Origin of the sequence: Arachnia propionica (genome assembly GCF_037055325.1) — a bacterium.
GTDB lineage: Bacteria > Actinomycetota > Actinomycetes > Propionibacteriales > Propionibacteriaceae > Arachnia.
This window is the reverse complement of the sequence record NZ_CP146373.1, coordinates 799,377-824,543: the sequence shown is the minus strand read 5'-3', so window position 1 is coordinate 824,543 and position 25,167 is coordinate 799,377. Positions and strand designations below refer to the sequence as shown.

25 protein-coding genes and 1 riboswitch are annotated in these 25,167 nt (G+C 63.5%); of the genes, 17 read left to right on the top strand and 8 right to left on the bottom strand.

Going from position 1 to position 25,167, the window contains the following annotated elements:
• Positions 1 to 2: 2 nt before the first annotated feature.
• A complete protein-coding gene (locus tag V7R84_RS03860) occupies positions 3 to 251 on the bottom strand; it encodes a hypothetical protein (RefSeq protein WP_338572229.1) in 249 nt (82 codons plus the stop codon).
• Between the two features lie 97 nt (positions 252 to 348).
• Here V7R84_RS03860 and V7R84_RS03855 point away from each other — a divergent pair, with 97 nt between their 5' ends.
• Entirely contained in the window at positions 349 to 639 is a 291-nt protein-coding gene (locus V7R84_RS03855; protein ID WP_338572228.1) for a hypothetical protein, read from the top strand.
• Positions 640 to 977: 338 nt separating this feature from the next.
• The gene (locus V7R84_RS03850) at positions 978 to 1,550 is read left to right on the top strand and encodes a hypothetical protein (RefSeq protein ID WP_338572226.1); all 573 of its coding nucleotides are present in this window, start codon (positions 978 to 980) and stop codon (positions 1,548 to 1,550) included.
• Positions 1,551 to 1,645: 95 nt separating this feature from the next.
• Here the strand turns inward: V7R84_RS03850 and V7R84_RS03845 are convergent, their stop codons facing one another.
• The 3 genes from V7R84_RS03845 to cbiE form a co-directional block, all read right to left on the bottom strand.
• On the bottom strand, positions 1,646 to 2,044 hold the full coding sequence (locus V7R84_RS03845) for a pilus assembly protein TadG-related protein (RefSeq protein WP_338572224.1): 399 nt from the start codon (positions 2,042 to 2,044) through the stop codon (positions 1,646 to 1,648).
• Positions 2,045 to 2,109: 65 nt separating this feature from the next.
• Positions 2,110 to 2,853 (bottom strand): precorrin-4 C(11)-methyltransferase, encoded by a 744-nt coding sequence (gene cobM / locus V7R84_RS03840; RefSeq protein WP_338572221.1) that lies wholly within the window; start codon positions 2,851 to 2,853, stop codon positions 2,110 to 2,112.
• Positions 2,850 to 4,055 (bottom strand): precorrin-6y C5,15-methyltransferase (decarboxylating) subunit CbiE, encoded by a 1,206-nt coding sequence (gene cbiE / locus V7R84_RS03835; RefSeq protein WP_338572219.1) that lies wholly within the window; start codon positions 4,053 to 4,055, stop codon positions 2,850 to 2,852. Before cbiE ends, cobM begins: the two co-directional genes overlap by 4 nt.
• A 48-nt stretch (positions 4,056 to 4,103) precedes the next feature.
• Positions 4,104 to 4,163: riboswitch (cobalamin riboswitch) on the top strand.
• Positions 4,164 to 4,220: 57 nt separating this feature from the next.
• On the opposite strand from cbiE, the gene V7R84_RS03830 reads away from it, so the two are divergent.
• The 6 genes from V7R84_RS03830 (at position 4,221) to V7R84_RS03805 (ending at position 12,003) form a co-directional block, all read left to right on the top strand.
• The gene (locus V7R84_RS03830) at positions 4,221 to 6,257 is read left to right on the top strand and encodes a putative cobaltochelatase (protein WP_338572218.1); all 2,037 of its coding nucleotides are present in this window, start codon (positions 4,221 to 4,223) and stop codon (positions 6,255 to 6,257) included.
• Entirely contained in the window at positions 6,257 to 6,868 is a 612-nt protein-coding gene (gene cobO / locus V7R84_RS03825) for a cob(I)yrinic acid a,c-diamide adenosyltransferase (protein ID WP_338572216.1), read from the top strand. Before V7R84_RS03830 ends, cobO begins: the two co-directional genes overlap by 1 nt.
• Entirely contained in the window at positions 6,865 to 9,273 is a 2,409-nt protein-coding gene (locus V7R84_RS03820) for a cobyrinate a,c-diamide synthase (protein WP_338572214.1), read from the top strand. The genes cobO and V7R84_RS03820 overlap by 4 nt, the downstream gene beginning before the upstream one ends.
• Positions 9,270 to 9,995 (top strand): uroporphyrinogen-III C-methyltransferase, encoded by a 726-nt coding sequence (cobA, locus tag V7R84_RS03815; RefSeq protein WP_338572213.1) that lies wholly within the window; start codon positions 9,270 to 9,272, stop codon positions 9,993 to 9,995. Before V7R84_RS03820 ends, cobA begins: the two co-directional genes overlap by 4 nt.
• A gap of 69 nt (positions 9,996 to 10,064) precedes the next feature.
• Complete coding sequence (locus V7R84_RS03810; RefSeq protein ID WP_338572211.1) at positions 10,065 to 11,417, top strand: ATP-binding protein; 1,353 nt, start codon at positions 10,065 to 10,067, stop codon at positions 11,415 to 11,417.
• A gap of 124 nt (positions 11,418 to 11,541) precedes the next feature.
• Entirely contained in the window at positions 11,542 to 12,003 is a 462-nt protein-coding gene (locus V7R84_RS03805) for an RloB family protein (protein ID WP_338572209.1), read from the top strand.
• Here V7R84_RS03805 and V7R84_RS03800 read toward each other — a convergent pair.
• Entirely contained in the window at positions 11,987 to 12,715 is a 729-nt protein-coding gene (locus V7R84_RS03800; protein ID WP_338572207.1) for a cobalt-precorrin-6A reductase, read from the bottom strand. The two genes, V7R84_RS03805 and V7R84_RS03800, sit on opposite strands and share 17 nt — an antisense overlap.
• Before the next feature lie 44 nt (positions 12,716 to 12,759).
• On the opposite strand from V7R84_RS03800, the gene ispG reads away from it, so the two are divergent.
• From ispG to V7R84_RS03785, 3 genes are all read left to right on the top strand, one after another.
• Positions 12,760 to 13,902 carry a flavodoxin-dependent (E)-4-hydroxy-3-methylbut-2-enyl-diphosphate synthase gene (gene ispG / locus V7R84_RS03795; protein WP_338572206.1) on the top strand — a complete coding sequence of 381 codons (1,143 nt, stop codon included), beginning with the start codon at positions 12,760 to 12,762 and terminating at the stop codon, positions 13,900 to 13,902.
• Between the two features lie 91 nt (positions 13,903 to 13,993).
• The gene (locus V7R84_RS03790) at positions 13,994 to 14,743 is read left to right on the top strand and encodes a GNAT family N-acetyltransferase (RefSeq protein ID WP_338572205.1); all 750 of its coding nucleotides are present in this window, start codon (positions 13,994 to 13,996) and stop codon (positions 14,741 to 14,743) included.
• A 90-nt stretch (positions 14,744 to 14,833) separates the two neighbouring features.
• Positions 14,834 to 16,591: a proline--tRNA ligase gene (locus tag V7R84_RS03785; protein ID WP_338572202.1), complete on the top strand. Its 1,758-nt coding sequence runs from the start codon at positions 14,834 to 14,836 to the stop codon at positions 16,589 to 16,591.
• 12 nt (positions 16,592 to 16,603) lie between these two features.
• Here V7R84_RS03785 and V7R84_RS03780 read toward each other — a convergent pair whose 3' ends face one another.
• Positions 16,604 to 17,521 (bottom strand): hypothetical protein, encoded by a 918-nt coding sequence (locus V7R84_RS03780; RefSeq protein ID WP_338572200.1) that lies wholly within the window; start codon positions 17,519 to 17,521, stop codon positions 16,604 to 16,606.
• 51 nt (positions 17,522 to 17,572) lie between these two features.
• On the opposite strand from V7R84_RS03780, the gene rimP reads away from it, so the two are divergent.
• Both rimP and nusA read left to right on the top strand, forming a co-directional pair.
• Positions 17,573 to 18,079 carry a ribosome maturation factor RimP gene (rimP, locus tag V7R84_RS03775; protein ID WP_338572198.1) on the top strand — a complete coding sequence of 169 codons (507 nt, stop codon included), beginning with the start codon at positions 17,573 to 17,575 and terminating at the stop codon, positions 18,077 to 18,079.
• Between the two features lies 1 nt (position 18,080).
• Positions 18,081 to 19,058, top strand: a complete 978-nt coding sequence (gene nusA / locus V7R84_RS03770) for a transcription termination factor NusA (RefSeq protein WP_338572195.1) — start codon at positions 18,081 to 18,083, stop codon at positions 19,056 to 19,058.
• Positions 19,059 to 19,067: 9 nt separating this feature from the next.
• Here nusA and V7R84_RS03765 read toward each other — a convergent pair whose 3' ends face one another.
• Positions 19,068 to 19,703: a hypothetical protein gene (locus V7R84_RS03765; RefSeq protein ID WP_338572193.1), complete on the bottom strand. Its 636-nt coding sequence runs from the start codon at positions 19,701 to 19,703 to the stop codon at positions 19,068 to 19,070.
• 121 nt (positions 19,704 to 19,824) lie between these two features.
• On the opposite strand from V7R84_RS03765, the gene V7R84_RS03760 reads away from it, so the two are divergent.
• The 4 genes from V7R84_RS03760 (at position 19,825) to truB (ending at position 24,409) form a co-directional block, all read left to right on the top strand.
• Positions 19,825 to 20,079 (top strand): YlxR family protein, encoded by a 255-nt coding sequence (locus V7R84_RS03760; RefSeq protein WP_338572191.1) that lies wholly within the window; start codon positions 19,825 to 19,827, stop codon positions 20,077 to 20,079.
• A gap of 196 nt (positions 20,080 to 20,275) precedes the next feature.
• Positions 20,276 to 23,101, top strand: coding sequence for a translation initiation factor IF-2 (gene infB / locus V7R84_RS03755; RefSeq protein WP_338572190.1), 2,826 nt, complete (start codon positions 20,276 to 20,278; stop codon positions 23,099 to 23,101).
• Between the two features lie 13 nt (positions 23,102 to 23,114).
• On the top strand, positions 23,115 to 23,549 hold the full coding sequence (rbfA, locus tag V7R84_RS03750; protein ID WP_338572188.1) for a 30S ribosome-binding factor RbfA: 435 nt from the start codon (positions 23,115 to 23,117) through the stop codon (positions 23,547 to 23,549).
• The gene (gene truB / locus V7R84_RS03745; protein WP_338572186.1) at positions 23,546 to 24,409 is read left to right on the top strand and encodes a tRNA pseudouridine(55) synthase TruB; all 864 of its coding nucleotides are present in this window, start codon (positions 23,546 to 23,548) and stop codon (positions 24,407 to 24,409) included. Before rbfA ends, truB begins: the two co-directional genes overlap by 4 nt.
• A 6-nt stretch (positions 24,410 to 24,415) precedes the next feature.
• Here truB and V7R84_RS03740 read toward each other — a convergent pair whose 3' ends face one another.
• A complete protein-coding gene (locus V7R84_RS03740) occupies positions 24,416 to 25,117 on the bottom strand; it encodes a FadR/GntR family transcriptional regulator (RefSeq protein ID WP_338572183.1) in 702 nt (233 codons plus the stop codon).
• Between the last annotated feature and the right edge of the window lie 50 nt (positions 25,118 to 25,167).

Genomic DNA, 25,167 nt, shown 5'->3' with positions numbered 1-25,167 from the left:
AGTCAGATGGTGGCGTGTCGTGTCGGTGTGGTTGCGGCGGTGATCTCGGTGCTGGTGTCGTGTAGCGGGGGGTCGTCTGCTCCGGGGGGTGGTGTGTCGGGGTCAGGGAGTCCTGTCTCGTTGTCGCCGTCTTCCGAATCGCCGTCTTCTGAGGTTTCGTCTTCGCGGCCGTCGAAGTCGGTGACGCCGTCGGGGCCGCAGCCGTCGGAGACCTTCACCCCGGAGCAGCTGGAGGCAGCCAATACCGTCATCGAGTACTTCCGTATCTCTGACGAGGTGTTTGGTAATCCTGATGGTGATTCTCAGCCTTTGAAGGACATCACCACGGGGCAGAGTCAAGAAATGGACATGGAAGATCTGAACGACTATCTCAGGCAAGGGCATGTGCAAACAGGGGCCACGGTCGTTCACATCACGGGTGCGTCGGAGCCGGTCGAGGTTGATGGCGTGCGGACGGTGGATGTGCAGATGTGCACGGATGGCGGGAAGGTCGATGTGATTGATTCGGCGACCGGGAAGAGCGTGAAGCTGCCGGGGCGGTCGCGGTATCTGCGGTGGAATGTGACTGTGGTCAAAACCGAGGAGGGGTGGAAGTTCGGGGATGCCACGAACGATAGGGCGTTGGGGTGTTCGGCATGAGACGCCTCGTGGTCATCGCTGTTGTTGTGGTGTGTCTGTTGGCAGAAGCCGGTCTGTCTCCACAGCTGGCCCATGCCGACGGCATTATCCGATGCGCCCGAGAAGATGTGAAAAGTGGATCTTGCCGGCTTGAGGTCGGGGTTCCGGGGTCTGGTGGGCAGCCCGGGAAACCTGGTCGTCCTGGGAAGTCTGGGCGGGGTTCGACCGGTCAACACCGTTCTTCGGACCAGTGCGGGCTCTACAAGCCTGACGGGACCTGCGCCAGATATTTTCCCGGTCTACCCACTCCTCCTAGCGATGAGCCCGCTGTTCCTGCGGGTGCGCCGGAGCCTGTGGTGTTGGCGAAGGTCGCGGTGGAGCGGATGGATCTTCGTGCTCCGGAGATTGGGTTGTGGCCTGACCCGTTGGAAAAGCTGCCTACAGGGCATAACTATGTGGGGTGGCACAACTGGATGTGGATCAGGGATCCAGGTCCCACGACGTGGGGGCCGGTCACCAAGACCGTGACCGAAGCAGGGTATGCGATCACGGCCACTGCGGCGGTGACGAAGGTGACGTGGGAGATGGGCAATGGGGATACCAAGGTGTGTGACAAGGGAATGGAACACCTCGCCTGGCAGAAAGACGACAAGCCGTCGCCGACGTGTGGGTATGTCTATCATCAGCGTGGGGATTACACGATCACTGCGACCGCGCATTGGGTGATTGTGTGGAGTGGTTTGGGGCAGCAGGGAACTATTGAGATGGATTTGTCGTCTCAGGTGCACACGAGTGTGATCGAGGCGTTCGCGGTCAACATTCCTAACGGGAGGCGCCACAGTGTGCCGTCACCGTCGCCGTCTCCGAACCCGACTGGTACCCCGACCGCGCTAGCGCCCTGTCCTACCAACCACAACAAACACGGCTGCTGACCCTGCCACGTGAGAGGTGGTTGAAGGAATCCGTGGACGGCGGCCATGTACGGACCGTTGCGGGCGTGAGTCGGTAGGCCGTTGTGTCAGGTTTTCTAGGAGGAATGTAGTTTGGAGGTTCCTTCTGCCCTGACCGGAAGGGTTCTGATCCCGATGATGTTCAGGAACATACAGGTGTATTCTCCCGTCACTTTGACCTCGATGACAGTGCCGCCGATCATTTGGGCAGTGCCGCGGAATCGGGACGCCGCCACGTATTTCTCGGCTGCTTGTTTCGCGATATCAGGTGAGGGTTTCAGGTTTCCGCTCGTCAGTTTTAGGTGTTGCTGGCCTGCCCGGGCTGCTTCTGCTGCGATGCCACGGGCCTCCTGTGTGGCTCTAGCGTGACCGGAGAAATCCACTCCGATTCCGATGATCACGATGAAACCGATCAGTACGACCGCTGTCCACACCGTTATGGCACCGCGCTCGCCGTATTTCCGAACGCTCCTCATGACACGATCCTAGGCTCTGCGTGGCCTCGGCGCTTGGGCCGGGAAAAATTGTGTGGAGAACCGGCTCAGTCCGCTGGAATGCAGCGGGAACTGTAGAGGTGCGACTCCGCGAAATCCTTGGCCCGCAGAGCCTCACCAACGAGAATGATCGTTGCCTGGCGCAGTCCCGAGGCGACCGCGGCATCATGCATACCCGCGACAGTGGTGCGGATGAGTTGTTGATCCGGCTGAGTGGCCTTAGCGACAATCACGACTGGGCAGTCGGCGCCGTAATGGGGAAGCAGCTGCTCCTGCAGATGGGCGGTGTGGCGGATGGCCAGGTGAATCGCCAAGGTCGCTTTCGAAGCCGCCAGATACTTCAGATGTTCGGTTTCCGGCATGGCGGTCGACTCCTTTTGGGCGCGCGTCAGAATCACCGTCTGCGCCACTTCTGGGGTCGTCAACTCCTTGCCGATCAACGAAGCGGCAGCTGCATAGGCGGGAACCCCGGGCGTGACATCCCACGGCACACCGGCCTCGTCGAGACGGCGGGTTTGCTCCGCGATGGCCGAATAGATCGAGGGGTCCCCGGAACACAGCCGGGCAACATCCTTGCCTTCACGGTGCGCCCGAACCAGATGCTCAGTGATGGCGTCCAGGTTCAGGTGCTGGGTGTCAATCCGCTCCCCGTCTGCAGGGCAGTGGGTCAGCACCTGCTCGATGTAGGTACCTGCGTACAAACAGACCGGGGACGTGCGCAGCAGCTCGGCGCCACGCAGGGTCAGCAGGTCGGCGGCACCCGGTCCGGCACCGATGAAGTGAACGGTCATGGGGTCTCCTTTATCAACGAATAGCAGGTGACGGCGCGTGCTGGTTTCCACCCACGGAACGACCCGAGAGGCATCGCGGTCTCCAACGAGACCTTCGTCAACTCGCCGCCCACCCGGGTCTGTAGGCCGGCAAGCAAGGCCTCAGTCTCAAGTGTGACGGAGTGGATCACCAGTCGCCCTCCGACAGGAAGTGCGGCCAGCGCGACCTCGCAGGTGCTCGCGTTGGCGCCCCCACCGAAGAAAATGGCGTCCGGGGCGGGCAACGACGGATCGGACATCAGGGCCAAGGCGTCCCCCACCCGCACCTCGAAGCGGTCGGCCACACCCAAACGCTCCGCATTGCCCCGGGCCCGGGCAGCACGATCGCCGCGTTTCTCAAAGGCGATGGTGCGGGTACCGGGAGCGCTGCGGCACCAAGAGATTCCTATGCTTCCAGACCCCGTTCCGATGTCCCACAGCACCTGGCCACGTGCCGGAGCCAACGCCGCCAACGCGAATAGCCGTATCGGTTGCTTCGTCAGCTGTCCGTCATTGGTGAAAGAGTCATCGGACAGCAGCGGCCCGGCTCCCACCGGATACTTGCCGGCACCGAATTCAATGGCAATCACGTTCAGGCGCGGCAGCTTTTCCTGGTGTGTGGCAAGGGTTTGTGCTGTGAAATCCTGCCGCGTCTCCCGCGGCGTGCCGAGGTTGCCGAGCACCGTCATGGCCGAGGTCTCCCAGCCCGCCGTCACCAGGATCCGGGCCAGCTTTCCCGGGGTGGTTTGATCCGAGGACAGAGCTATGATCCTCTCGCCGGGAGCGGCCAGCCCCAACACGCGCCCGGGATCACGCCCGACCAGCGAAACCCAGCTGGTTGTCTCCGCGGGCCACAGCATCCGGGAGCGTGCGAGGGTTTCAGAAGACAAAGCAGGGTGCACCCGGATGCGTTCGGCACCCAGCACCTCCATGAGGGTGGTGGCGACCCCGGACAGGAGCGGATCGCCGGAGGCGAGCACCACCACGTCGTCACCGAGTTCCTTGAACAGTCCGGCCACACCTGCGCGCAGCGGCGTGGGCCACGGCACACCACGCGAGGGGTCGGGAAGCATCCCCAGGTGCCTGACGCCACCCACAACGACCGGTGCCGAGTCCACGAGCTCGCGAAGTTGCGCTGGAAGCTCGTCGAGCCCGGACGCGGGTACGCCAACGACATCGATCACGAGGAGAGAGCTTATCCGGATTGTGGAACAATGAAGCAGCTGGGCGCGGAATGCGGTGCGAATCCGCAGCGGTCCCGCCACTGTGTACCCGTAGGGTGAGCCAGGCCATCGACCCAGCCAACTGCGATGTGGGCGCGGACCCACAGGAAGGCATACCCGAATCTCATGAAATTTCCATTCACCGCGGTCCTCGGGGCCGGGGACATGGCGCGAGCCCTGATCCTGGCCAGCATTTCACCGGAGATTGGTGGTGTCCTGGTGCGGGGCGAGAAGGGCACGGCGAAGTCCACCATGGTCCGGGCCCTCACCGAGGTGCTACCCCGCCAGGAGGTCGTCGATGGATGTCGTTTCCGCTGCGACCCAGCCCGACCGGATCCCGACTGCCTCGACGGCCCCCATCCGACCCCGGAACATCATCGTGCGCAGGTACCGTTGGTCGAACTACCGGTAGGTGCCTCCGAGGATCGTGTCACGGGATCGCTGGACCTGCAGGCGGCTCTTGGCAAGGGACAGACTTCCTTCGAACCCGGCCTGCTGGCCGCGGCGCACCGGGGAATCCTCTACGTCGACGAGGTCAACCTGCTCCACGACCACCTGGTGGATCTTCTCCTCGACGCCGCGGCCATGGGACGCAGCACGGTGGAACGCGACGGGGTGTCCGTTGCACACGCTGCGCGTCTGATGCTGGTCGGCACCATGAACCCGGAGGAAGGAGAACTGCGTCCGCAACTCCTGGACCGTTTCGGATTGACCGTCGAGGTCACCGCCCCTCGCGACCCGGATGTGCGCGTGGAAATCGTGCGACGCCGCATGGCCTTCGACTTCGACCCGGCCGGGTTCCGCGCCCGGCACGAGACCGAACAGACTGAATTGGCCACCCGGATAGCAGCGGCTCAACGTACAGTCGAAGACGTTGTGTTGCCGGACTCAATGCTGCGAAAAATCGCGGAGGTGTGTGCTGGTTTCGACGTCGACGGTATGCGCGCAGACATCGTCACGGCCCGCGCTGCCCGAGCCAATGCCGCATGGGAGGGACGTTCCCGTGTTACTCGGGCCGACATTCGCGTGGCTGCTCTGCTCGCTCTGCCGCATCGTCGCCGCCGCAAACCTTTTGACGCGCCCGGCCTCGACGAGGAACTGCTTGATCAGCTCCTCGGTGACGACGAGCCGGAACCTGACCCCGATCCGGAACCCGAACCCGACCGGGAAACCGAGAACGAGACGATGGGGCCGGACGACTCCGGCCCGAATAACGCACCCGAGCCTTCGCCCTCGCAGCAGGAATCACCCCCTGAACAGCCTGAATCCGGAGACACGAGGGATCGAGAACAGGCACCCCCGCCCAACCCCGAGCAGGGACGGGCACCCGTCGGGTTGAGTGCTGCGAGCGAGCCGTACAAGCCGCGGGTGCTGCGTGCCAAGGGATTGGGCGAGGGATCGCCGGGGCGTCGCAGCCGAGCGCTGACCAGTCACGGTCGTGTGGTCGGGGTTGACCCGAGGGCTCGGACCGGAGCCTGGCATGTTCCCGCGACGATCAAGGCCGCGGCCCCCCGGCAGGCCGAACGCGGTCACGCCCCCGGTGAGCGGCTGAAGATCGCCGGAGATGATGTGCGACGTGCGCGCCGCGAGGGTCGCGAGTCGAATCTGGTGTTGTTCGTCGTGGACGCATCCGGGTCGATGGGCGCCAAGCGCAGGATGGAGACGGTCAAGACAGCGGTGCTGTCGCTGCTGCTGGATGCCTACCAGCGCCGCGACAAGGTGGGAATGGTCACCTTCCGCGGCGACTCAGCCGAGCTGGTGCTGCCGCCAACCGGCTCCATCGAGGCAGCCGCCGTGCGTCTCAGCGAGCTTCCCCACGGTGGACGAACTCCGCTCGCGGAGGGCCTCGAATGCGCTGCCCAGGTACTCGCCACCGAGGCCGTCAAGGACCCGACCCGGCGTCCGATCCTCGTGTTGCTCAGCGATGGCCGAGCCACTGCTGGCAAGGGCGCCCTAGCCCGTTCGAAGGCAGCTGCGGATGCGCTGGCCATGCGCGGTTTCGACTGCGTGGTCATCGACTGTGAGACCGGGCCGATGCGTCTCGGCCTGGCCCGGGACCTGGCGGTGCGCCTCGGCGCCGAGCTGATTCCCATGGCCGAACTCGACCCCGCTGCCATCACCGACGTGGTGCGCGGCAGCCTGCAAGCCAAGGAGGTGGCCTGATGGCCCAGGGAACCCCAGCAACCGTGCCCGACGACGGGCTGACCACGAAACAGCGCCGAAACCGCCCCATGGTGATCGTCAACCAGGGGGAAGGGAAAGGAAAATCCACGGCAGCCTTCGGCCTGGCGCTGCGCGGCTGGAACCAGGGATGGAGCATCGGGGTGTTCCAGTTCGTGAAATCTGCGAAGTGGCGGATTGGTGAACAGACCGCCCTTGAGGCCCTGGGGAAGTTGCACGAGGAAACCGGCCAGGGAGGGTCCGTTGAGTGGCACAAGATGGGTTCCGGATGGTCCTGGACGCGAAAAACCTCCGAGGACGATCCTGTCCGGGCTGCCCGTGACGGATGGGACGAGGTGAAACGCCGGCTGGCAGATCAGACCCATGGGCTCTACGTTCTCGACGAGTTCACCTATCCGATGGAATGGGGCTGGATCGATGTTGACGAGGTGGTGGAGACTTTGGCAAACCGGCCTGGGTTTCAGCACGTCGTCATCACTGGCCGCCGCTGCCCCGAACCGGTGCTGGAACTGGCGAATCTGGTCACGAACATGACCAAGATCAAACATCCCTTCGACGAGGGTCAGAAGGGCCAGAAGGGCATCGAGTGGTGAATATTCCCCGCTTCGTCGTGGCCGCCGCCGCCTCGGGGCAGGGCAAAACCACCATCACGACCGGCATCATCGCGGCGCTGGCCGCCCGCGGGATGGCGGTTCAGGGTTTCAAGATAGGCCCCGATTTCATCGACCCCGGCTATCACGCGCTCGCGTCGGGACGAGTGGGGCGCAATCTGGATCCTTTTCTGGCGGGAGAGCACCGGGTGGCGCCCCTGCTGGCCCACGGCGCCCGAGGAGCCGAGCTCTCCGTGATAGAAGGAGTGATGGGCCTGTTCGACGGGCAGCTCGGTACCCACGGTTTCGGATCGACGGCGCATGTTGCCGCCCTCCTCGGTGCCCCGATCGTGCTGTGCCTGGACGCCTCTCACGCATCGCGTTCCGTCGCCGCGGTCGCGCTCGGCCTGACTCACTACGACCCGACCTTGAATTTCGCCGGGGTGATCATCAACAAGGTCGCCTCACCGAGGCACCACGAGGAGGTGCTGTCCGCCCTGGAGGGAATGGGACTGCCGATTCTTGGGGTGCTGCCACGCGATGCCGCCATCGAAGCGCCCTCGCGGCACCTCGGTCTGGTTCCTGTGGAAGAACGGGCCGATGCAAACGCGACCATGGAACGGCTGGCCTCCCAAGTCAGCGCGCACATCGATCTGGATGCCCTGGTCGCGGCGGCGCGATCCGCCCCGGAACTGGACGTCACCGCCTGGGAACCAGCCGCGGAGGTCACGCCCCCGAGCGAACGCCGGCCCGTGGTTGCGGTCGCGGGCGGCAGAGCCTTTACCTTCCGCTACCCGGAGACCGTGGAACTGCTCGAGGCCGCGGGCTGCCGGGTGCAGGTCTTCGATCCCGCCGCCGATGAGCATCTGCCGGAGAACACAGCGGGCATCTATCTGGGGGGAGGGTTTCCCGAGGTTCACGCGGCAGCCCTGGCTTCACGTGCCGATCTGCGGCGGGAAATCGCGGACTTCGTGACCTCCGGAGGTCCAGTGGTGGCGGAGTGTGCCGGGATGCTGTACCTGTCCGGCAGTGTCGACGCCACCGGCATGGTCGGCGCGATTCCCGGGGTGGCGGCCATGGGGCCGCGACTAACCCTCGGGTACCGGCGAGCCACGACGACCCGGGAAGGTTTCTACGCCCGGGTCGGGGAGGAAATCACCGGACACGAATTCCACCGCACCACGACCCAGTTCCCACCCGGAAGCGAACCTGGTTGGGAATGGGAGACACCCGAAGGTCCTAAGACTGACGGATGGGCACGAGGCAACGTGCACGCCTCCTATCTTCACGTTCACTGGGCCGGGCATCCTCAGCTTGCCCAGAGATTTGCCGAGGCGGTTCATGGCCACCGACCGGAACCTGTCGCAGGTGTAGGAATTGTGCCGCGCGGCGTGGCCTCCCTGGGGGACTTCGACCTGGACCACCACGGCGATGCGGAGCTCGCGGATGGCATCGAGGACCTGGCCGTGAACATCCGTCTGACGTCCCCTCCGCAGTGGCTGCTGGCAGAGCTTCGTGACGTGGAACTGGCTCCTTACCCGAAGGTGGGGGAGACCATCGACGTGCTCGCTGCATGGCATGGGATCGAACCGGACTGTGTGCTGCCCGTTGCCGGGGCGGCGGAGGCGTTCACCTTCGTTGCCCGCGGGTTGCGGTACCGGCATCCCACTGTGATCCATCCACAGTTCACCGAACCTGAGGCTGCGCTTCGAGCCGCGGGTGTGCTGCCGCAGCGGGTGCTGCTCTGGCCGGAAGAAGGGTTCCGGTTGGATGTGGGGCGGGTTCCGGATGCGGCGGATCTGGTGTTCGTCGGAAATCCGACCAACCCGACCGGGGTGCTGCATCCTGCCGATGAGATCAGGCGACTGATCAGGCCAGGCCGAGTGATCGTGGTCGATGAGGCATTCATGGACGCGGTGCCGGGGGAGTCGCAATCGTTGCTTCGTGGCGACCTGACCGGTGTGCTCGTGCTGCGCTCGCTCACCAAGACCTGGGGGCTGGCGGGGCTGCGGGTCGGCTACGTTCTCGGCGATCCCACCCTTGTGGATGCTCTCCGCCGGATCCAAACGCCCTGGGCGGTGTCAACCCCTGCCCTGACGGCCATCCGGGCGATCTGTTCCGAGAGGGCGCGTACCGAGACGCAACGCTGGCAGGAGGAGCTCCGGGGCAACCGTGACGTTCTGACCGCTGATCTGCGATCCCTGGGATTGCGTGTTGTCGATTCCGATGCCCCGTTCCTGCTGGTCCGGGGACCGGCTGGGTTGCGTGAGAAATTGAGGGCGTGTGGGCTTGGAGTGCGTCGAGGTGATACCTTCCCGGGGCTGGATTCTGAATGGTTCAGGGTGCGCGTTCCTGAACCCGGGCTTCGGACCCGTTTGGTCGACGCGCTGGGCAAGGAGATGGAATGAGCGGTCGTGTCGTTCTTGTTGGTGCTGGTCCGGGCGATCCGGACCTGATCACGGTTGCCGGGTTGAAAGCCCTACGCGAAGCCGATGTGATCGTCACCGACCGTCTGGTTCCGGAGGCCCTTCTGGCCGAGGCCGGGGAAACTGCCGAGATCATTTCTGTCGGGAAAACCCCTCGCGGTGAGTTCACTCCGCAGGAAAAGATCAACGAAATCCTCATCGAGCAGGCCCTGGCAGGCAGGGTCGTGGTGCGTTTCAAAGGCGGCGACCCGTTCATCTTCGGGCGGGGCTACGAGGAATGGCTGGCCTGTCTCGCTGCTGGCGTTCCCGTCAGCTACGTGCCCGGCATCTCTTCATCCATCGCGGGTGCCGGGCTGGCAGGGATCCCGATCACCCATCGCGGTGTCACACAGGGCTACACCGTGGTTAGCGGGCACGTTCCCCCGGGCGACGAGCGCTGCGACATCGACTGGGACCGCCTGGCGGGATCCGGTCTGACCATCGTGATCATGATGGGGGTGCTCTACCTACCTCTGATCGCCAAACGCCTGGTCGCGGCCGGACTGGATCCGCTGACCCCGGCGGCCATGGTGGAGAACGCCGGCCTGCCCCAGATGCGGGTGGTGCGTTCCACTGTCGGTGAGATCTCGGAGGCCGCTAAAGCGGAGGGAATGCGTCCCCCGGCCGTCACGATCATCGGGGAGGTCGCGGGCCTCGGGATCTGAACTCGGCCTGAAAGGGGCATTCTACGTAAATTTTACGCTCAACAGCTGATTCCGGCGTAGGATGTCGCTATGCTGCTACTCAGTTTCTCTGCGCGGAACCATCGCAGCCTGCGCGACGAAGCCGTCCTGGATTTCACCAGGCCGTCCTTCCGCACCCTCCGTCCCAGAGAGGGGGAAACCTGGCAGAAGCAGACCTACCCGGTGGCGGCGATCCTGGGAGCGAATGCATCCGGAAAGTCGGCGATCGTCGATGCCCTGTGGTACGCGAGGTCTGCCATCAAGATGTCAGCTTCGGGGTGGCTGAATCAAAAAACGATGCCGCGAGATGCCTTTGCGCTGGATGATTCCAGCATGTCAGCCAGCAGCGAATTTGCTTTCGATTTCGTACTTGACGGAGTGCGCCACCAGTATCGCTTCGAGATTGACGACGAAGGAGTGGTGAGTGAGTCGCTGTTCGATCTCCCTGGTGCTCGTCGCAGACGTCTGTTGCTGCGAGACTCCACCGGAACGGTGAAATTGCACCCGGGTCTTGGGTCGATTGGGCCGGTCGCCAAGCGTGAGCTCGTACTCAGCAGGGCTCTGCAACTGGGGTGGGGAGAGTTGGAAAAGATCGCCGATGGGCTTTTGGGGGGCATCATGGTGCTGCCGCTTGGTGAAGACCACAGGCGTAGCACGGCCAAGAACTTGGCAGAAATACTGTTGAGCCCTAAGGGTGCCGGGGAATCTTCCAGGGAATATGTTGTTTCTCTCTTGCAGATGGCGGATATCGGTATCGTCGATGCCGGTCTCGATGAAGAAGTGCTTCCGCCCGAGCTATTGGAGGTCAAGCGGCATCTGAACTTGGTGCAGCAGAAACTGTTTGGTGCCAGTGACCTTGTCAAGAGCGAAGAAAGCTTTCCAGGTTTTTTGGACGATGTGGTGAGAAACCTATGGTTCGAACATCAGGGGGATGGGTCGAGGCCGGGAAGGTTGTCTCTCGAACGCCAGAGCGCAGGAACTGTGGCTTGGCTCACGCTGGTAATCCCAGCGATGGTGACCCTTCAGCAGGGAGGCGTGCTGGTTGTCGATGAAATCGATTCAAGTCTTCATCCCCATCTGGTGGAGATGTTGATCGGGTTCTTCGTGGATGAACAGAAGAACCCTCATGGGTCTCAGCTGATCTGTACCACACACGACTCCTATCTGCTCTCCCCGCAGAGCAGCGTGAAGTTGGAGCCGGAGCAGATCTGGCTGACGGAGAAGGGGAACGACGGGGCCAGCGAGCTGTACTCACTTGCCGATTTCCCCCGTCACAAGGGAGCCAATGTGGCGAAGCGTTACTTGAGCGGCCGCTATGGTGGGGTTCCCTCGCTGGCACCCAGTTTCTTGGGACGGGTGCTCGACCTTGATGGGGAACCATCCGCGGTTCAGGACGCGGGCTGATGGCTGCTCGGCGTCCCAAGCGGGCACTGCGTAAGCGAGGACTGGTGGTGACCGAGGGAACCTGTACGGAACCCCAGTATGTCGATATGCTCAAACGGCACCTCTTCGTGGCGGGCAGGTCAGTGTGAAGACGGTTGGGGTCGGGCAGTCCCCCATGCGGGTTCTCAGTCGTGCACGCAAGGAGATGAAACAGGCAAAGCGAAACTCAGAACCATTTGACTGGTGCTGCCTGCTGCTCGACGTGGACCAGCACACTGACCTCGATGAATGTCTCAGAGAAGCGTCGCGAGACGGCATTAAGGTTCTTGTCAGCAACCTCAAATTTGAGGTCTGGCTGGTGTGGCACGTGACCGACCTGACATCTGTTGAAGGAACCAGGGAACTGGATAGGCGCGTGAGGAAAGAAGACATCATGTCCGGCAAGCATCTCAACCGGCGTTTCCCGATCCACAATCACCCACAGGCAGTGGAGAGGACTCGCAGAGCAGATCCCGACTTGGCCGTCGGAAGGGTGGGGCCCAATCCGTCATCCGCCATGCCTGTGCTGATCGACCTCATGCGAACCGGGATCATGAAGTCCTGTTGACCCATGCGAGGGCCTCCTGCGGGGTCGCCACCTGCGCAACGTCCTTCGGGACCGGAGCGCGGCGCACCACGATCACCCGTACGCCCAGATCACCGGCGGCGGTCAATTTCGCATCGGTTAGGGAACCGCCCGAGTCCTTCGTGACCAGTACATCGATTCCCAGGTTGTGCAGCAGCTCTTTCTCGGAGTCGATGGTGAACGGGCCTCGTTCCAGTAGCGGCTGCCACGAAACAGGAAGGGGCTCCTCCGGAAGTTCCACCATGCGTGCCGCAACGTTCGGCAGGTTCCGGTAGTGGTCCAGCGACTGTTTGCCGACCGTCAGCAGTACCTTCCCGCATCCTGCGGCTTCCTTGGAAGCATCGTCATGGGAATCCACCCAGGTCCAGGTGGCGGCCAGCGGGTGCGAGGCCCAGCTGGGTCTGGTGATCCGTAGCAGCGGTGTACCGGTCTTTCGGCAGGCCATCGCCGCATTGGTGCTGATCTGCTCGGCGAAGGGGTGGGTGGCATCGACCACGCGGTCAATTCTGTTGTCCAGCAACCAGTCAGCCAATCCATCCGCGCCGCCGAAGCCGCCGACCCGTACCTCGCCCACTATGTGTGCCGGTCGGCGAACCCGTCCAGCCAGTGATGTGATGACCTCGTGACCACCCGTCACGAGAAGATCGGCCAGGTCGCGGCCCTCGCGGGTGCCGCCAAGGATGAGGGTCTTCACGTCGACATTCAACCCTATTGTTCAGTCGTTAGTAATCTGGCCCCATGACTGTGAGTCTCGGCATGCCCGCAGCACCCGCGAAGGTGCTTGCGCCACGTAGGAAATCCCGCAAAATCAAGGTTGGGTCAATCCACGTGGGAGGCGACGCTCCGATCTCCGTGCAGTCGATGACCACTACCAAGACCACCGATATCAACGGTACGCTGCAACAGATTGCTGAACTCACCGCCGCTGGCTGCGACATCGTCAGGGTGGCGGTTCCCAGCGCCGACGATGCGGAGGCGCTTCCGATCATCGCCATGAAGTCGCAGATCCCCGTGATCGCTGACATCCATTTCCAACCCCGCTACGTCTTCGCTGCCATCGACGCAGGCTGCGCAGCGGTGCGCGTCAACCCCGGCAACATCAAACAGTTTGACGACAAGGTGGCAGAGATTGCTAGGGCCGCTACTGAATCCGGGGTTTCACTTCGGATCGGCGTCAACGCTGGCTCCCTCGACAAGCGACTGCTCGCCAAGTACGGGGCACCCACGCCCGAGGCGCTCGTCGAATCAGCGATGTGGGAGGCATCACTGTTCGAGCAGGTGGGTTTTTATGATTTCAAGATCTCCGTGAAACACCACGATCCCGTTGTGATGGTGCGCGCTTACGAACTGCTGGCAGAGGCCTGCGAGTATCCGCTGCACCTCGGTGTGACGGAGGCGGGTCCGGCCTTTCAGGGCACCATCAAGTCGTCGGTGGCCTTCGGTGCTCTACTCAGCGAGGGCATCGGTGACACCATCCGGGTCTCCCTGTCCGCTCCGCCGGCCGAGGAGGTCAAGGTTGGCACCAAGATCCTGGAAGCCCTCAACCTGCGGCCTCGGAAACTGGACATCGTCTCCTGCCCGTCGTGCGGTCGCGCGCAGGTGGACGTGTACACCCTCGCGGAAGAGGTGACGAAGGGCCTGGAGGGCATGACGGCTCCGCTGCGAGTGGCCGTTATGGGATGCGTGGTGAACGGTCCCGGCGAAGCCCGCGAGGCCGACCTGGGGGTGGCTTCCGGCAACGGGAAGGGCAAGATCTTCGTACGCGGTGAGGTCATCAAGACCGTCCCGGAGGATCAGATCGTAGAAACCCTCCTCGCCGAGGCTCACCGGATGGCTGCCGAGATGGACGAGATGGGCGAGCCCCGGGTATCGGTTTCCTGATATGGCGACGAGGCTGCGAACTCTTGGGCCACAGGACCTGTGGGCCATTCAGGAATTTCTTCTGCAGCGCCCCGTTGAGAACCTCTTTTTGATGCACAAATTGCACCAGTATGGTGTCGATGAACGCATGCTCGGGTTCTTCCACGGATTCGAGCGGGATGGGCAGCTGACCGCGGTCTGCATGAACGGCGGCACGTTGTTCCCCGCCGGTGTTGACCCGGAGGCCATTCCTGCTTTTGTCAGCGCAGTCGGGGAAAGACGCCGTCACTGTGCGTCCATCCTCGGCCCGAGCATGATGGCGCTTGGCCTGTACCTGGGGCTGACCACCCGATTCCGTGATGATTGGATGAACGTGGTCAACGTGCGACAGCGCCAGCCCTTAATGGCACTCACGGGCCCGCCGCTGGTGGTCCCCGACCCGCGCGTGCGGCAATTGACCACTCGGGACTTCGACTCCTATCTGGCGGCATCCGTGGCGATGTACACCGACGAGATAGGGGCTTCTCCCTACAAACATGGGCCGGGATACGACGGACACGTCAAGGAACGTCTTAAGTCGAGGGACGCGTGGGGAGTTGTGGACAACAATGGCCGGGTGGTGTTCAAGGCGGATCTGGGCCCCAGGGTAGGGGATCATGCGCAGCTTCAAGGGGTGTGGCTGGATCCGTCGTTGCGGGGCAGAGGACAGTCGGCGGCGCTGCTGTCCGGAATGCTCATCCAGGCCCAGGAACACCATCCGGTCATCAGCCTCTACGTGAATGATTTCAATACCCCCGCCATCCGGCTCTACGAGCGATTGGGTTTCCAGGAGGTCGGGTCGTTGTCGACGGTTCACTACTGACGTGACGTCGCGGTCGTTGTCCTGGTGCATGACCGGTTCGGGGGCAACCGGGCGGTAGAGTTCTTCCGTCCCGGACAGGAAGGAACCTCTGTGATAACGCGCCTCAGTCAGTTGTTCGTTCGGACCCTGCGTGACGACCCGGCAGATGCCGAGGTCGCCAGCCATCGGTGGCTGGTCCGGGCGGGCTACATCCGTCGCGTCGCACCGGGGGTGTACTCATGGCTGCCGCTCGGCCTGAAAGTGATGCAGAAGGTCGAGGCCATCTTCCGGGAGGAGATGGAGACCGCCGGGGCCCAAGAGGTGCGATTCCCCGCCCTGCTGCCCCGCGACCCCTACGAGGCCACCAACCGCTGGACCGAGTACGGGGAGAACCTGTTTCGGCTGCAGGACCGCCGGGGCAACGACATGCTGCTCGGCCCCACCCACGAGGAGATGTTCACCCTCCTAGTGGGCGACCTGTACAGCTCCTACAAAGACCTGCCCCTGAGGTTGTACCAGATCCAGACGAAATACCGTGATGAGGCCCGTCCCCGCGCCGGTCTGCTCCGGGGACGTGAGTTCATCATGAAGGACGCCTACTCCTTCGACGTCGACGACGAGGGTCTGAAGGCCAGCTATCAGATCTTCCGGGACGCCTACATCCGTATCTTCGACCGTCTCGGCCTGGAGTACGTGATCGTGAAGGCTACGTCCGGGGCCATGGGAGGTTCCGAATCCGAAGAGTTCCAGGCCGTGCTGTCCGCCGGGGAGGACAGTTTCGTGCGCTCTCCCGGAGGTTATGCCGCAAACGTGGAGGCCGTGACGGTCACACCCCCTCCTGCTGTTGCCTTCGAAGACGTGCCCGGTGCCGTCGTCGTCGATACTCCCGGAACCCCGACCATCGCATCCTTGGTGGAGGTGCTCAACACGAATCATCCTCGCGGAGACCGGGAGTGGGAAGCTGCCGACACTCTGAAGAACGTGGTGCTCAAGGTCACCGAGCCTGATGGGAGCACCTGGCCCTTGGTGATCGGATTGCCGGGAAACCGCGAGGTCGATGCCAGACGGCTCTCCGCGGCGCTGGCCCCCGCTGAGGCAGCCCCCTTCGAAGAGGCCGACTTCGCCGCCCACCCGTCGCTGATCAAGGGCTACATCGGTCCTGGTGCGTTGGGGGAGAAGTCGCCCTCCAAGGTGAGATACCTCGTTGATCCCCGGGTGGTCACCGGCACCGAATGGGTGACGGGCGCCGATCAACAAGACCGCCACGTCATGCACCTGGTCGCGGGCCGTGATTTCACTCCCGACGGTGTCATTGACGTGGCTGAGGTGCGCGAGGGAGATCCTGCTCCCGACGGCTCCGGTCCCCTCACCGTGGAACGCGGCATGGAGGTGGGACACATCTTCCAGCTGGGGCGCAAGTACGCCGAGGCGCTGGGTCTGAAGGTCCTGGACCGCAATGGCAAACTCGTCACCGTCACCATGGGTTCATATGGGATCGGGGTCTCTCGTCTTGTCGCCGCTGTTGCGGAGACCACGTGCGACGACAAAGGCCTCGCGTGGCCGGTGGAGCTGGCTCCCTATCAGGTTCAGGTGATGGTCACCGGTAAAGGCCAGGAAATGTTCCAAGCCGCTGAGGACCTCGCCGAGGCGCTCTCCGAGCTTGGAATCGACGTTCTCTACGATGACCGCAAGGCCAGTCCGGGAGTGAAATTCACCGATGCGGAGCTGCTCGGAATGCCTGTCGCCGTCGTGATCGGGAGGGGGCTGGCCAATGGGCTGGTTGAGGTCCGCAACCGCCGTACCGGGGAGAAACGCGAAGTGCCGGTGGCCGACGTTGTCGCCACGGTTCGGGAGCTCGTAGGAGGCTGAACGCGCTCCGGCTCAAGAGTTCACCCAGCCAGGCCAGGCAGGAAGCTTTCCGCCCAATGCTTGGATGCGGGGTACCTGGGCCAGGGCCTCGTTCAGCCAGTCCTTCTCTCCGGTCGCGGACACCGCTCCTGCGAGGCCATCCAGCAGTTTCAGTTCCAATTCCGTCTGCGCATTCTGGAGAGACGCAGCGTCGGTGATGGCAGGCAGTTCGTAGTGGCCATCCTGGCGGGGGCGATCGGTTCCCAGCGCCGCTATCAACCGGTCCCGGAGGTCCTTCAGCTCGGTGTGCCGTGCCAGCAGGACATCATGCTGGGAATCTTTCGACGAGGTGATGCCCAGCCCCTTCTCGAGTGCCTGCAACAGCGCCCATACATGGGTGAGCGCGGTACCGAGCGCAGTCTTATCCGGGATGTCCTGGTACTGGTACGGTTCGCTCGTGGTCTCGCCGGGAAGTGCATCTGGATTCGTCAGGCCTTTTGCCGCCAGGAGGACCGAGAGATGAAACAACCTCATGGGCTGGCCCTGTGCCTCTCCGAGTGCTTTCGTGGCGGCATCCATCACCAGCTGAGTAGCGGCTGCGAGATCGGCTCTCGGATCGCTGCTCTGCGAGGCGGAAGGAGAGGGAGAGGCTTCCGGGAAAACGGGCTCACCGCCGACGAGAGGATCGCTTGCCAGTAGGCGTCCCTGCCAGGCGGAAGTCTGTGTCAGGGCGGCGGCGCGCCACGGATCGGACTGCAGGGAGACCGCCCTGGACAGTTCCGTCACGGCCGAGGAGAGTGTCGACACGCCCGGGTTCTGGGTCGGTTTGGGGGAGAGGGTGGGAAGGTTATCCACCACCGGTCCCGGAGCGCAGGCAGTGAATGCCAAAGCTCCCAGTCCTGCAAACAGATGACGGCGGGTCAGCGGCATGGCCCGAATTCTAGCCTCCATGCCACGTAGGATTGTTTTCACAACCGAGCTCACAACCGAATCGGAGCCTTCATGCAAGAACAACAGCTCGTGGTGCTCGTCGAGCCCATCCTGGAAGAAACTGGGCTGGAGTTGGACGGCCTCGAAGTGATCCCAATCGGAAAGCGGCGTCTGCTGCGCATCACTGTCGATGGCGATGGACCCTACGGGCGTGGCCCGCTGCTGGATGACATCTCTACCGCGTCGGCACGAATATCGGCGGCACTCGATGCCTCGAACGCCGTCGGCAATACCCCTTACACCTTGGAGGTCACCAGTCGAGGTGTGGGGAAACCTCTGACCGAGGCCAAGCACTATCGCCGTAATCGTGGTCGGCTTGTTCACCTCATTCTGGTCGAGGGGGAGTGCACAGGACGTATTGTGCGCGTGACCGACACCGGGGTGGAACTGGACGTTGACGGCGCAGAACGTGAAGTGCCGTTCGAACAGGTGCGCAAGGCGCAGGTGCAGGTGGAACTCAACCCCCCGAAGGAATTCGCCCTGCCGGGCGAGGAGGCCGAGAATGAGGAGGAGGCCTGACATGGATATCGATCTGGCTGCTCTGCGCACCATCGAGCGTGACAAGGAAATCTCGATGGACTATCTCATCAAGACCCTTGAAGATGCGCTGCTGAACGCCTATCAGAAGACCGACAACCCTCTTCGTGGAGTGAAGGTTGAGATCGACCGCAAAACAGGGCGGGTAGCGGTCCTGGCCCCTGAGTTCGACGACGATGACAACGTCATCGGTTTCTATGATGACACCCCTGCTGATTTCGGACGTGTGGCAGCGGCGACGGCTCGCCAGGTGATTTTCCAGCGCATCCGGGAGGCGGAGGATGATCAAAAGTATGGTCACTTCTCCGGCACGGAGGGAGACATCCTGACCGGTGTTATCCAGGCAGATCGTGATTCCCGTACTGTCCGGGTCGATCTCGGTTCCCTCGAGGCCATCATGCCGCAGGCGGAGCAGGTGCCGGGGGAGGAATACCTACACGGAAAGCGCATCAAGGTCTACGTGGTCTCTGTTAGGCGCGAACTGCGAGGCCCGCAGGTGGTCGTATCGCGTACGCACCCGAACCTGGTGCGCAAGCTTTTCGCCCTGGAAGTGCCAGAGATCTCACAAGGCGTGGTGGAGATCAAGGAGGTGGCGCGCGAGGCCGGGCATCGGTCCAAGATCGCGGTGGCCAGCAAGAATCCCGACGTCTCTGCCAAGGGAGCCTGCATAGGGCCCATGGGGCAGCGGGTCAGGGCTGTCACGAATGAACTCAACGACGAGAAGATCGACATCGTTGATTGGTCGGAGGATCCCCGGCATTTTGTTGCAGCAGCGCTCTCGCCGGCCAAAGTGCTGTCCGTTACGGTGACCAACGAAGCTGCCCACGCGTGCCGCGCCGTCGTGCCCGACTACCAGCTCTCGCTGGCAATCGGGCGCGAGGGGCAGAACGCGCGGCTGGCCGCGCGACTCACGGGCTGGCGCATCGACATCCAGCCCGACGTCGAATCCGCCGGATCCTGATCGCGAGGATCATCGCGGGCCATCACCGCCCGCGCCGCGGACCTCGACGATTCCCACGGCGGCGGCTTTCGCGACCGCATCGGCCTCCGCCTGGGTGAGCTTCCCCTCGGAGACGGCTTGGTCGAGGACCTTCTTGTTCGCCTCGGTCCTGACCTCCTGAAGGGCGGTGGTCACCATCGATTCATCAAGGCCCAGCGCCTGGGCCAAGGCCTTCGCTATCTCCGTATCCCTGTCCCCCGAGCCCGGTTCGCCGGGCGGGGCAACAGTGGGCTGACCTTGGCCGCCCTCGGTCGCCTGCTCGGAGCCGTTGCCGGACGACTGGCCCTGGCTGGGCATCCCCCTGGACTCCTGAGACTGATGGATGCTCTGGAGAGCTTCTCTCAACTTGGACTCCTCGACGCCGAGTTTCTGGGCCAGTGCCGCGGTATCGACGCCCCGCAGCCTCATCATGCCGCCGCCCGGGCCGCCGTGTTGCCCATCCGTGGGGCCGCCCTGTTGGGTGCTCGCCTGTTCCGATGCCACGGAGACACTGGAGCTCTCGGTCGGTTTCGGGGAGCTCGGATCCGCGTTAGCCAGCTGCGTCAGACCCAAGCCGATCCCCGCGGTGGTGAGGACGGCAGCGCCTCCGATGACAAACTTCTTCATCGTTGGTTCCCTTTCTTGGCCGGCTCCTCCGGCCACATCGATCAATGGTCTGGAGGCCGGCTGTCAGGAGACTGTGGTGAACCTGCGGGTACCATGGGAGATGGTATGACAAGCTGGGGGTGTGGAACCGGAACGTACTTGCATCGGCTGTCGAAACCGTGATCTCCAGTCCCGCATGATTCGTCTGGTGCGCAGTGGCGATGAAATCGTGGATGCGACCAAACCCCGCCTTCCTGGGCGCGGTGCCTATCTGCACGTGGGATGTCTCGGGGTGGCGGAGAAACGTCAGGCGCTGCGTCGCGCATTCGGGCCCGGTGCTCTGCTGGCAGGATCTTTGCGCGCCCGATTGTCGCAGAACCTGTCAGTTGGCATCTGACGCAACGGTCGCGGTAACATCCTCGGTGGCCTTCGTGCATTCACGGGGCTGTTCCTGACGCGCGACCTCAGGTCGCGTCCCCTCAGAAAGTGAGTTAACGCTCATGACCACTCGATGAGTACATGAGATGACCCAGCAAACCAGCTAGTGGGCCAGTGGCGTGCGCGTGCGTTCATGGCCCTTACGAAGGAGAGTAGTGGCCAAGCCCCGCGTCCACGAGATCGCAAAAGAGATCGGGATCACAAGCAAGGAGCTTTTGAAGAAGCTCACCGAAATGGGCGAGTACGTTTCCAGTGCTTCATCCACCCTGGAGGCGCCGGTGGTGCGCAGGGTGCGCGAAGCATACGCACCGAAAGCCGAAACCACAGTCGCTAAACCGGCAGCACCCAAACCTTCCCCGACGAAACCTACGCCGCGCCCCGCGGGCGGGAAGGACAAGACCCCATCGGAGCCGGTCGCGTCGAAGCCAGTGGCGACCCCCGGAGCTCCAACCCCGACTGCCCCGCCCAGTCCGGCAGAGTCCGTACGTCCGGTTCCCAAACCTTCCCCGGGTCGTCCGAGCCCCAAACCCGGGGCGTCTCGCACGGGCGCGACCGCACCTAAACAGTCGGCTCCCCGTCCCGGAGCGACCCCTCGTCCAGGAGGCAACAAGCCCGCACCCAAAGACGGTCCCGGACCCCGTCCTGGTGCCCGTCCAGGGCCCCGTCCCGGTGGCTCCGCACCCACCCCCGGTTCACATGCGCGCCGTCCCGGCACCCCGCGTCCCGGCAACAATCCGTTCGCGGTTTCCCAAGGGATGGGCGTTGGGCGTTCCGGAACGCAGCGACGTGACCAGGGCCCCCGGCAGGGTGGTGACCAGCGAATGCCGCGTCCCGGTGGCACTGGCGGCCTGCCCCGCCCCAACCCCGCGATGATGCCCAAGACCCAGAACTCCACTCTCGGCCAGGCGGCTGTCCGTGGCTCGGGTCGCTCCGGTGGATCAGGGCGTGGCCGCCCTGGTTCTCAGGGACGTCCGGGCAGCGGTGGGTTCGGTGGCCCGCCAATGGGCGGTCCGGCCGGTGGCGCAGGTCGTGGCGGCGGTCGTGGTCGTGGCGGCGGCACACAGGGAGCCTTCGGTCGTGGCGGTGCTGGTGGTAGGCGCGGACGCAAGTCCAAGAAACAGCGCAGGCAAGAATTCGACCAGATGGAGGCCCCCACCATCGGTGGCGTGCGGCTCCGAAAGGGTGATGGCCAGACTGTGCGGCTGCGACGCGGCGCATCTCTGACCGATCTCGCGGAGAAAATCGGGGTCGAGCCTGCTGCTCTGGTACAGGTGCTGTTCCACCTGGGTGAGATGGTCACTGCCACCCAATCGGTGGCCGACGACACCCTCGAGGTGCTGGGCGCCGAGCTGGACTACAACATCGAGGTGGTCTCGCCTGAGGATGAGGATCGTGAGCTGCTCGAGTCCTTTGACCTGGAGTTCGGGGAGAACATCGGGGATGAGGCGGACTTGAGGTCCCGCCCGCCGGTCGTCACGGTCATGGGTCACGTCGACCACGGCAAGACGAAGCTCCTCGACGCGCTGCGTCACACCAACGTGGTCGCGGGGGAGGCCGGGGGAATTACGCAGGCCATCGGCGCCTACCAGGTCGAGACCGAGGTCGACGGCGAGGAACGTGCCATTACCTTCATCGACACCCCCGGTCACGAAGCGTTCACCGCCATGCGTGCCCGTGGAGCCAAGTCAACGGATATCGCGGTGCTGGTCATCGCGGCCGACGACGGTGTGATGCCGCAGACCATCGAGGCCCTCAATCACGCCAAGGCAGCCGACGTGCCCATAGTGGTCGCGGTCAACAAGATCGACAAGCCCGCGGCTGATCCGGTTCGGGTTCGCGGCCAGCTCTCCGAGTTCGGCCTGATCCCTGAGGAGTACGGCGGTGAGACACAGTTCGTCGATGTCTCTGCTGTCACCCATGAAGGCTTGGACAGTCTGCTCGAGGCCATTGTCCTGACCGCTGATGCGGCCCTCGATCTGCGTGCCAACCCAGACATGCCCGCTCAGGGCGTGGCCATCGAGGCTCACCTCGACAAGGGCCGGGGGCCGGTCGCCACCGTGCTGGTGCATCGCGGGACACTCCGGATCGGGGATTCTATCGTCGCCGGTTCAGCACACGGTCGCGTGCGTGCCCTCATCAACGACCAGGGTGGAAACGTCACTGAGGCGCGGCCATCGATGCCCGTACAGGTGTTGGGACTGACCTCGGTGCCCGGTGCCGGTGACAATTTCCTGGTCGTCGAGGATGACCGGATGGCTCGGCAGATCGCCGACAAGCGTGAGGCGCGTATGCGTGCCGCACAGCAGGCGAAGACGAGTCGGCGCAAAACTCTCGACCAGCTGTTCGATGAGCTGCAGAAGGGCGAGACCCAGGAGTTGCTTCTCATCCTCAAGGGTGATGGGGCAGGATCCGTCGAGGCCTTGGAGGATGCACTCTCGCAGATCGACGTTGGTGACGAGGTCAGCCTGCGGGTCATCGACCGAGGTGTTGGCGCCATCACCGAGACCAACGTGTCGCTGGCAGCGGCGTCAAAGGCCGTCATCATCGGCTTCAACGTTCGCGCCACGGCTCACGCCGCGCAGCTTGCCGACCGTGAAAACGTGGACATCCGTTACCACTCGGTCATCTACTCCGCCATCGATGAGATCGAATCCGCTCTCAAGGGCATGCTCAAGCCGATCTTCGCCGAGGAGATCCGTGGGCAGGCCGAGATCCGCGAAATCTTCCGTTCTTCCAAGTTCGGCAACATCGCGGGCTGCATGATCGCCAGTGGCTCTATCAAACGGAATCAGAAGGCCCGGTTGCTGCGTGACGGAGTCGTGGTGGCGGAGACGTCCATCGCGTCGCTGCGTCGCGAGAAGGACGACGTGACGGAGGTCCGTGAGGGCTTCGAGTGCGGTATGACGCTGAGCAATTACAACGACATCCGCATCGGCGACATCATCGAGACCTTTGAGATGGTCGAGCGTGAGCGGTCCTAACAGGAGTTGACAGATGCCACATCCCAGGAACGCCAAGCTGGCGGATCAGATCAAGGTGATTCTCGCGTCCACCTTGGAGAGACGGGTCAAGGACCCCAGACTGGGGTTCGTGACCATCACGGACGTGCGCCTCACCGGCGACAACCGTGAAGCCACCGTGTTCTACACGGTGATGGGTGACGAATCAGCCAGGGCCGGGACAGCTGCCGCTCTGACTTCGGCCACGGGCATGTTGCGCACGGCCGTGGGGTCGCAGCTCCAGATGCGGCATACTCCGACACTCACCTTCGTGCTGGACGCCACTCCGGAGGCGGCCCGCAGCATCGAGGATTTGCTTGCCAAAGCACAGGCCCGGGATGCCGAGGCTGCAGCCGAGGCGGTGGGGAAGTCCTTCGCCGGCGATGCTGATCCTTACAGGAAACCACGCACGGACGACGAGGACGAGTGAGCGCCGAATCCGGTGTCGTCGTGGTCGACAAACCGGCGGGGGTGACCTCCCACCACGTGGTGGGGCGCCTCCGCCGGCTGCTTGGCACCCGGAGGATCGGGCACGCCGGGACCCTCGACCCCATGGCTACAGGAGTGCTGATTCTTGGAGTGAATCGGGCCACGAGGCTGCTGGGACATCTTGCTCTGCACGACAAATGCTACCTAGCCACCGTCCGTCTTGGGCAGGCAACCACCACCGATGACGCCGACGGTGAGGTGGCTGCGGTGGCTGACGCATCTGGAATCACTCCGAGTGATCTGGAACCAGCGTTCGCCGCGCTGCGCGGCAGGATCCAGCAAGTGCCGTCGGCGATTTCTGCGATCAAGGTGAATGGCAAACGTGCCTACGACCTGGCAAGGCGCGGGGTGGAGGTGGAACTGAAGGCGCGAGAAGTGGAGGTGACCCGCCTGGACGCTCTGGCCTTTCGCCCGGGGGAGGGGGTTCTCGATGTGGAGATCGATGTCGAGTGCTCGTCCGGGACCTACGTGCGTGCCATTGCCCGGGATATGGGGAAAATCCTCGGGGTCGGAGGGCATCTGACTGCCCTCCGACGTACCCGGATCGGTGATTACGACCTGTCCGTGGCCGTCGAGCTGGGGGAGTTTCCCCCAGCGATGATGTCCATGGCCGATGCTGCCAAACGCAGCTTCCCCTGCGTCACGGTGGATTCGAGGATGGCCACAGACGTCGGTTATGGACGCCGCCTTGACATAGCGGTACCCGCTGACGTGACGGGGATTCTTTCCCCAACAGGCGAGTTGCTCGCCCTCTATCGCCCTGACGGTTCTGGGGCAAGACCCGTTGCCGTGTTGGTGTGAGTTTCCTCAGATTCCCAGTTTGAGGGCCCGGTAGGCCGTTCGGATGTGCTCTTCCATCAAGGTGGCGGCCAGGTCTCCGTTGCGCTTTTCGATCGCATCGAAGATGCCGCGATGCTGGGTGCACAGGTTGTCGCGTAATGCCTGCCAGTCGTCGATGGCCATGGATGCGTTCCGGATAGGGGCACGCAGGGCCTCCCGGATGGCAGAGGTTAGGTCGCCGATGAATGGGTTCCGTGCAGTGATGGCGATCTCGACGTGGAACTCGGTGTCGAGCGCATTGAAGGAGTCGAGGGCTGTGTCCTGATCCATCCGATCCACTAGCTCGCCCATGCGGTTGAGAGCCTCGTCATCCCAGTGACGAGCCGCCAGAGTGACTGTTGAGCGCTCCAGGGCCACCCGGGCGTCAGTGAGGTCGGTGGCAGATGTGGAGGACAAGGCCAAGTGCAATCGGAAAAGGCGACCCAGTGCCTCCGTGTGCCCGGCGATGATACGGGTGCCTCGTCCCGGTCCTGGGTGGGATTCCAGGATTCCCTGGGCTTGAAGCACCCTGATGGCCTCCCTGACCGCGCCTCGGCTCACTCCCAGTTCCTTGGCAAGATCGCGTTCCGGAGGCAGCTTCGCCCCCACCTCGTACTTTCCGCTGAGCAGCGACGCCTCGATGTGATCCAGCGCTATCCGATGCGCCTTGCGGTCGTCTCCCTGCAACATAGAGTCATTGTCTCACCGGAGTGGCGATCGAGCCGGACAACAGGCCTGAT

Excerpts from the sequence above, each read along its gene's own strand:
- V7R84_RS03860 (WP_338572229.1), bottom strand. The coding sequence starts at position 251 with ATGACGGTATTGGCTGCCTCCAGCTGCTCCGGGGTGAAGGTCTCCGAC.
- V7R84_RS03855 (WP_338572228.1), top strand. The coding sequence starts at position 349 with ATGGAAGATCTGAACGACTATCTCAGGCAAGGGCATGTGCAAACAGGG.
- V7R84_RS03845 (WP_338572224.1), bottom strand. The coding sequence starts at position 2,044 with ATGAGGAGCGTTCGGAAATACGGCGAGCGCGGTGCCATAACGGTGTGG.
- cobM (WP_338572221.1), bottom strand. The coding sequence starts at position 2,853 with ATGACCGTTCACTTCATCGGTGCCGGACCGGGTGCCGCCGACCTGCTG.
- V7R84_RS03830 (WP_338572218.1), top strand. The coding sequence starts at position 4,221 with ATGAAATTTCCATTCACCGCGGTCCTCGGGGCCGGGGACATGGCGCGA.
- cobO (WP_338572216.1), top strand. The coding sequence starts at position 6,257 with ATGGCCCAGGGAACCCCAGCAACCGTGCCCGACGACGGGCTGACCACG.
- cobA (WP_338572213.1), top strand. The coding sequence starts at position 9,270 with ATGAGCGGTCGTGTCGTTCTTGTTGGTGCTGGTCCGGGCGATCCGGAC.
- V7R84_RS03810 (WP_338572211.1), top strand. The coding sequence starts at position 10,065 with ATGCTGCTACTCAGTTTCTCTGCGCGGAACCATCGCAGCCTGCGCGAC.
- ispG (WP_338572206.1), top strand. The coding sequence starts at position 12,760 with ATGACTGTGAGTCTCGGCATGCCCGCAGCACCCGCGAAGGTGCTTGCG.
- V7R84_RS03790 (WP_338572205.1), top strand. The coding sequence starts at position 13,994 with ATGCACAAATTGCACCAGTATGGTGTCGATGAACGCATGCTCGGGTTC.
- V7R84_RS03780 (WP_338572200.1), bottom strand. The coding sequence starts at position 17,521 with ATGGAGGCTAGAATTCGGGCCATGCCGCTGACCCGCCGTCATCTGTTT.
- rimP (WP_338572198.1), top strand. The coding sequence starts at position 17,573 with ATGCAAGAACAACAGCTCGTGGTGCTCGTCGAGCCCATCCTGGAAGAA.
- nusA (WP_338572195.1), top strand. The coding sequence starts at position 18,081 with ATGGATATCGATCTGGCTGCTCTGCGCACCATCGAGCGTGACAAGGAA.
- V7R84_RS03765 (WP_338572193.1), bottom strand. The coding sequence starts at position 19,703 with ATGAAGAAGTTTGTCATCGGAGGCGCTGCCGTCCTCACCACCGCGGGG.
- rbfA (WP_338572188.1), top strand. The coding sequence starts at position 23,115 with ATGCCACATCCCAGGAACGCCAAGCTGGCGGATCAGATCAAGGTGATT.
- V7R84_RS03740 (WP_338572183.1), bottom strand. The coding sequence starts at position 25,117 with ATGTTGCAGGGAGACGACCGCAAGGCGCATCGGATAGCGCTGGATCAC.